This window comes from Methylopila musalis (assembly GCF_042679725.1).
In the GTDB taxonomy this organism is placed as follows: domain Bacteria; phylum Pseudomonadota; class Alphaproteobacteria; order Rhizobiales; family Methylopilaceae; genus Methylopila; species Methylopila musalis.
Genome location: NZ_JBHTMX010000179.1, coordinates 1 through 5,943, shown reverse-complemented (window position 1 = coordinate 5,943; position 5,943 = coordinate 1). Strand labels below are relative to the sequence as shown.

Here is a 5,943-nt window from a genome sequence, read left to right as displayed (position 1 = left end):
ACGTGCTGCGCGAGGCCGACCTGACGCTGGAGCGCCGCGCGAAGGCGCAAGCGGGCGAGGGCGTCGACCTCGCCGCCGCCAGGGGCATGGCGCTGCGCCGCCCGATGCGCGAGGGCCAGGCGCTGCGCGCGCCCGATCTGATCCGCCCGCAGCATGTGGAGCGGGGCGGCTTCGTCACGCTGGTCTACGGGCTTGGCGGCATGTCGCTGTCGCTCAAGGCCAAGGCGCTCCAGTCCGGCGCGCAGGGCGACCTCGTCGCCGTCCAGAACATCCAGTCCAAGCGCACGGTGACCGGCGTGGTGACGGGGCCGTCCGAAGTGACCGTCTCCGCCGCCCCCACCGCCGTCGCGCGCCGCTGATCTCGAGGAGCGTTCCCCATGACCGCGTCCCACGCCCTCCGCCTCGCCGGCCTCGCCTGCGCCGCGTTGACGCTCGCCGGCTGCGGCGCCGCCGACCGGCTGTCGAACATCGGCAAGCCGCCCTCGCTGTCGGCGATCGAGAACCCCACCACCCAGGCCGGCTACAAGCCGGTGCAGATGCCGATGCCGGAGGCGGTGCCGGTGTCCTACCAGCCGAACTCGCTGTGGCGGTCCGGCGCCCGCGGCTTCTTCAAGGATCCGCGCGCCCGGCAGGTGGGCGACCTGCTCACCGTCCGCGTCGACATCACCGACAAGGCGGAGTTCGAGAACAAGACCAAGCGCGAGCGCACCTCCACCGAGTCCGCCAGCCTGAACCATGTGCTCGGCTTCGAGGGCTACCTGAAGAAGGTGCTGCCCGGCGGCGTCGACCCCGAGAACGCGGTCCGCACCGGCTCCGTCACCTCCACCGAGGGCGAAGGCACGGTGGACCGCAAGGAGACGCTGACCACCAACGTCGCCGCCGTGGTGACGCAGATCCTGCCCAACGGCGCGCTCGTGATCGAGGGCAAGCAGGAGATCCGCGTCAATTTCGAGATCCGCGAGCTGATCGTCGCCGGCATCGTCCGCACCGAGGACATCGACAGCGACAACACCATCGCGAGCGAGAAGATCGCCCAGGCCCGCATCGCCTATGGCGGCCGCGGCCAGCTCACCGACGTGCAGCAGCCCCGCTACGGCCAGCAGGTGATGGACGTGCTGCTGCCGTTCTGAGGCTTCGTTTTTCCCGAGATCGCGACGACGGCTAAGGCAGGGCCCGCCGGATCCGTCTTCGCGTGTCCGCCCGAAAACGCGCAGCGTCCACCCGCCGCGCGCCCGAAGGACGGACCACCCGCGGCCGCCGGCTCCCCCCGGCGGCCGCTCGGCGTTTCGGGGCTGGAGACGGCCAGCCCCCCCCCCCCCCCCGAGAAGACCACACCAAAAGTCGCATATGTTATCGTTAGACAACTTAGAGTTTTACCTTTGCCCTCCATATCCATTTAATCGATCGACTACATCCTCCTCGATCGAGCGGCGCCTGTGCGCGCCCTCTTGGATAAGGACGTGAACCGACCACACCGACCATTGGAGTTTCCCATGCCTGCTTTTGACTTCCTCCTGAACGACGACGACGGCCTGCTCAACAACCTGCTCGGCGAGGAGGGCGGACGCGGCGGCGTCGTTCACGGCGTCACCGAATTCCTGCTCACAGGCTCGGTGCATGGCGGCGACTTCGTGGTGGAGCAACTGCTGGACGGGCTTCAGAACGACGGGCTGCACGCGGTGACCGCGGCGCTTGAGAACACCCTGGAGGGCGGCGATCACGAAGGCGACCTGCTCGTGGAGGAGCTCGTCGACGACATCACCGGCGGCAATCTCGACAACCACAATCTCGGCAACGTCGGCGGGCTGCTGAACGACACGACCGATCTGCTGTTCGGCTGATCGGCCGATCCGCTTTCAGGACTGACGAGGTCCGCCCGGCGCGTTCGGGCGGGCCTTTCTCGTCGGCGCCGTCACTCGATCGCGTCGATGTCCCGCGCCGGCGCCGTCAGGGGGCGGCGGTTCGGGGCGAAGCGGTCGGTCGGCCCCGGCGGCAACCACCGCTCGAAGGTGACGATCATGTTGTAGCGCGGGACCGCGCCGAACTCGCGCTTAAGCTCGAAGGTCACGCCCCGCTCCCGGAACCGCACGTCGCGCAGCTCGTGGATCGCGGTCAGCGCCGCCTCGGACCGCCGCCAGCGAAACTGGTCGAACAGCGCGCGGGCGACGTCGAGAGCCGCGCGCCGCACCCGCCGTTCGCCCTTCGGCTCCAACAGGTTGAGCTTCAGCCGCACCACGTCCAGCCGGCGTCCCTCCAGCCCCCGCGCCGAGACGAACAGGCTGGACATGGTCTCGTCCGGCCCCGGGACCGGCTTCACCAGATCGGTGACGCAGGTCCAGCCCCCGCCCGATTTCGGGCTCTCGTGCAGCGTGGCGCCGGTGAGCCCGAGACCCTTGAGGCTGTCGCAGAACAGCTTGGGCGTGACCCACGGCGTCAGGATGAAGCGCGCGGGCGCGTCCACATAGGCCGAGGTCAGCAGATCCACCGTCTCCGGCAGCAGGTCCGCGAGGGGATCGGGCGCAGGCGGGACGTGCGGGGCGGGATCGCTCCCGGACGGCGCAGCGGCGGCGGACGCTCCCGTCTCGGGCTCCTCCGGATCGGGCGCGTAGGTGCGCGTCCCGAGCGCCAGAACGACCGCGAGCGCGAAGGCCGCGACGGAGCCGCCGACGGCGATGAGGGTGAGGCGGCTCTGGTTCATGGGCGGAGCGTCCCGGCCCGGCCGCGGATCGGCCCGCGTCCTCTGCGATAGACGAGGGCGGCGCCCCGCCGCAAGGGCGCGCTCATTCCACCTCGAAGCGCACCCCTTGCGCCAGCGGCAGCGCCGCGCCGTAATTCACCGTGTTGGTGGCCCGCCGCATATAGGCGCGCCAGGAGTCCGAGCCGGCCTCGCGCCCGCCGCCGGTCTCCTTCTCGCCGCCGAAAGCGCCGCCGATCTCCGCCCCCGACGGGCCGATGTTCACATTGGCGATCCCGCAATCCGAGCCGCGCTCGGACAGGAACAGCTCCGCCTCGCGCAGGTCGTTGGTGAAGATCGACGACGACAGCCCTTGCGCCGCCGCGTTCTGGAGCGCGATGGCGTCCTCCAGCCGCTCGTGGCGCAGCACGTAGAGAATGGGCGCGAAGGTCTCGGTCAGCACCGGCCCCGCATGGGCGTCGATCTCCACCAGAGCGGGTCGTACGTAATAAGCGTCCGGGCCGCCGGCCTCCACGCGCTCGCCGCCGGTGACGCGGGCGCCCATGGCGCGGGCCTCGTCCAGCGCCCGCGTCATGGCGTCATAGGCCGCGCGGTCGATCAGCGGCCCGACCAGCACGCCCTCCTGTCGCGGATCGCCCACGGCGACCGAGGCGTAGGCCCGCTTCAGGCGGTCGAGGAACGGGTCGTAGACCGCCTCCTGCACGAACAGGCGCCGCAGGGTGGTGCAGCGCTGGCCGGCCGTGCCCATGGCGGCGAAGGCCACGCCCCGCAGGCTGAGATCGAGATCGGCGGAGGCGCGCACGATCGCGGCGTTGTTGCCGCCGAGCTCCAGCAGGGCGCGGGCGAAGCGGCGGGCGAGCCGGGGGCCCACCTCCCGCCCCATGGCGGTGGAGCCGGTGGCGGAGACGAGCGGCAGACGGGGGTCGTCCGTCAGCGCCTCGCCAAGCTCCCGGCCGCCGATCAGCACGGCCGACAGGCCGTCCGGCGCCGCGTGGCCCTGCGCCCGGAAGGCCGCGACCGCCCGCTCGAACAGGCTCTGGACCGCGAGCGCCGTCAGCGGCGTCTTCTCCGAGGGTTTCCACACCACCGGATCGCCGCAGACCAGCGCCAGCGCCGCGTTCCAGGCCCAGACCGCCACGGGGAAGTTGAAGGCGGAGATGACGCCCACGGGGCCGAGCGGCTTCCAGTTCTCCATCATGCGGTGGTCGGGCCGCTCGGTGGCGATGGTGAGCCCGTAGAGCTGTCGGGAGAGGCCGACCGCAAAGTCGCAGATGTCGATCATCTCCTGAACCTCGCCGAGGCCCTCGGACAGGATCTTGCCGGCCTCCAGCGTCACCAGCCGCCCAAGCGGCGCCTTGTTCGCCCGAAGCTCTTCGCCGAACAGGCGCACCAGCTCGCCCCGGCGGGGCGCCGGGACCGAGCGCCAGACGAGAAACGCCGCGACGGCGCGCTTGGTGGCGCTGGCGACGGCCGCCGCGTCGTAGCGCGCGAGCCGCGCCGTCACCTCGCCGGTGATCGGCGAGCGCGCCGCGAGATCGCCGCCGGTCAGGCGGGCCGGCGCGACGCCGAGGCTCACGAGCAGATCGGTGGTTTCGGCGGCGACGGAGATCATGGCGCGGCGTCCCTGATGGCGGCGAAACCCTGTCCTACCCGGCCATGGCGGGCGATGGAACGTGCGACGTCCGCGGTCAGAAGAACGCCTGCAGCCCGGTCTGCGCGCGGCCGAGGATCAGCGCGTGCACGTCGTGCGCGCCCTCGTAGGTGTTCACCGCCTCAAGGTTCTGGCTGACGCGCATCACGTGATACTCGTCCGAGACGCCGTTGCCGCCGTGCATGTCGCGGGCCATGCGGGCGATGTCGAGCGCCTTGCCGCAGTTGTTGCGCTTGATGAGCGAGATGGCCTCGGGCGCGAGCCGGCCCTCGTCGAACAGCCGCCCCGCGCGCAGCGCCAGATGGAGCCCGAGCGCGATCTCGGTCTGCATGTCGGCGAGCTTTTTCTGGACGAGCTGGGTCTGCGCCAGCGGGCGGCCGAACTGCTCCCGGTCCAGCGTGTAGGCCCGCGCCGCATGCCAGCAGAACTCCGCCGCCCCCATCGCGCCCCAGGCGATGCCGTAGCGGGCGCGGTTGAGGCAGCCGAACGGGCCCTTCAGCCCCGAGACGTTCGGCAGCAGCGCGCTCTCGGGCGCCTCCACCCCGTCCATCACGATCTCGCCGGTGAGCGAGGCGCGCAGCGACAGCTTGCCCTCGATCTTCGGCGCGCTGAGGCCGGGCAGGCCCTTCTCCAGCAGAAACCCCCGGATGGCGCCGCCGTGGGCCTCGCTCTTGGCCCAGACCACGAACAGGTCCGCGATCGGCGCGTTGGTGATCCAGGTCTTGGCCCCGGTCAGCCGCCACCCGGTCGCCGTGCGCTCCGCCCGCGTGCGCAGGGCGGCCGGGTCGGAGCCGGCGTCCGGCTCGGTCAGGCCGAAGCAGCCGACCGCCTCGCCCCGCGCCAGCCTCGGCAGCCACGTCCGGCGCTGCTCCTCGTCGCCATAGGCCCAGATCGGATGCATCACCAGCGAGGACTGCACGCTCATTGCGGAGCGGTAGCCGGAATCCACCCGCTCGATCTCGCGCGCGACCAGCCCGTAGGCCACATAGCCGACGCCCGCGCCGCCATAGGCCTCGGGCAGCGTCGGCCCCAGCAGGCCAAGCGCGCCCATCTCGGTCATGATCGCCCGGTCGAAACGCTCGTCGCGATAGGCGTCGCGCACCCTCGGGGCCAGCCGCTCCTGCGCGTACGACCGCGCCGTGTCGCGCACGAGCCGCTCCTCCTCCGTCAGTTCGGACTCGAGATCGAACGGATCGGCCCAGTCAAGGGCGGCGCGGCCGTCGGCGTTGGTCATGGGGAAACGTCCTTCAAGCGCAGCGGTCCAGTGCGCGGGCACGCCAGCATATGACGCGCCGGCGCGCCGCGACGACCTCCGCCGCCGCGCTTCCGGCCGCGCAGGCCCCATGCTACCCCGAAGACGCGCCCCGCCCCTGTCGACCACACCCGTTCCCGGACGCCCGTCAGCCGCCCATGTCCCGCACCGTGCTCGACGTCACCCGCCTTCTCACCCGCGCCGCCCATCCGGTCGCGACCGGGGTCGACCGGGTGGAGCTCGCCTACGCCCGGCGCGTGCTGGCCCTGCCCTCGGAGCGGGCGGGCTTCGCGGCCGTGGTCGGCAAGACGACCGCGCCGCTGCCCCGCGCGGCGGTCGCGACCT

At 71.8% G+C, this 5,943-nt stretch carries 6 protein-coding genes and 1 pseudogene; 4 read left to right on the top strand and 3 right to left on the bottom strand.

The features are described 5' to 3' along the window. The 3 genes from flgA to ACFQ4O_RS14355 all read left to right on the top strand — a co-directional run. A partial coding sequence (gene flgA, locus ACFQ4O_RS14365; RefSeq protein WP_378776510.1) for a flagellar basal body P-ring formation chaperone FlgA occupies window positions 1-359 on the top strand: 359 nt, incomplete at its 5' end. Between the two features lie 18 nt (window positions 360-377). Then, window positions 378-1,130 carry a flagellar basal body L-ring protein FlgH gene (gene flgH, locus ACFQ4O_RS14360; protein ID WP_378776508.1) on the top strand — a complete coding sequence of 251 codons (753 nt, stop codon included), beginning with the start codon at window positions 378-380 and terminating at the stop codon, window positions 1,128-1,130. Window positions 1,131-1,493: 363 nt separating this feature from the next. Then, the gene (locus ACFQ4O_RS14355; protein WP_378776506.1) at window positions 1,494-1,841 is read left to right on the top strand and encodes a hypothetical protein; all 348 of its coding nucleotides are present in this window, start codon (window positions 1,494-1,496) and stop codon (window positions 1,839-1,841) included. A gap of 71 nt (window positions 1,842-1,912) precedes the next feature. Here the strand turns inward: ACFQ4O_RS14355 and ACFQ4O_RS14350 are convergent, their stop codons facing one another. From ACFQ4O_RS14350 to ACFQ4O_RS14340, 3 genes are all read right to left on the bottom strand, one after another. Next, window positions 1,913-2,698 (bottom strand): DUF6030 family protein, encoded by a 786-nt coding sequence (locus tag ACFQ4O_RS14350; RefSeq protein WP_378776504.1) that lies wholly within the window; start codon window positions 2,696-2,698, stop codon window positions 1,913-1,915. A gap of 82 nt (window positions 2,699-2,780) precedes the next feature. Then, window positions 2,781-4,307, bottom strand: coding sequence for an L-piperidine-6-carboxylate dehydrogenase (gene amaB, locus ACFQ4O_RS14345; protein WP_378776502.1), 1,527 nt, complete (start codon window positions 4,305-4,307; stop codon window positions 2,781-2,783). 76 nt (window positions 4,308-4,383) lie between these two features. Next, window positions 4,384-5,580 carry an acyl-CoA dehydrogenase gene (locus ACFQ4O_RS14340; protein ID WP_378776500.1) on the bottom strand — a complete coding sequence of 399 codons (1,197 nt, stop codon included), beginning with the start codon at window positions 5,578-5,580 and terminating at the stop codon, window positions 4,384-4,386. A 176-nt stretch (window positions 5,581-5,756) separates the two neighbouring features. Between ACFQ4O_RS14340 and ACFQ4O_RS14335 the strand changes: the two are divergent. Then, window positions 5,757-5,943, top strand: a pseudogene (locus ACFQ4O_RS14335) (hypothetical protein); the annotation flags it as partial.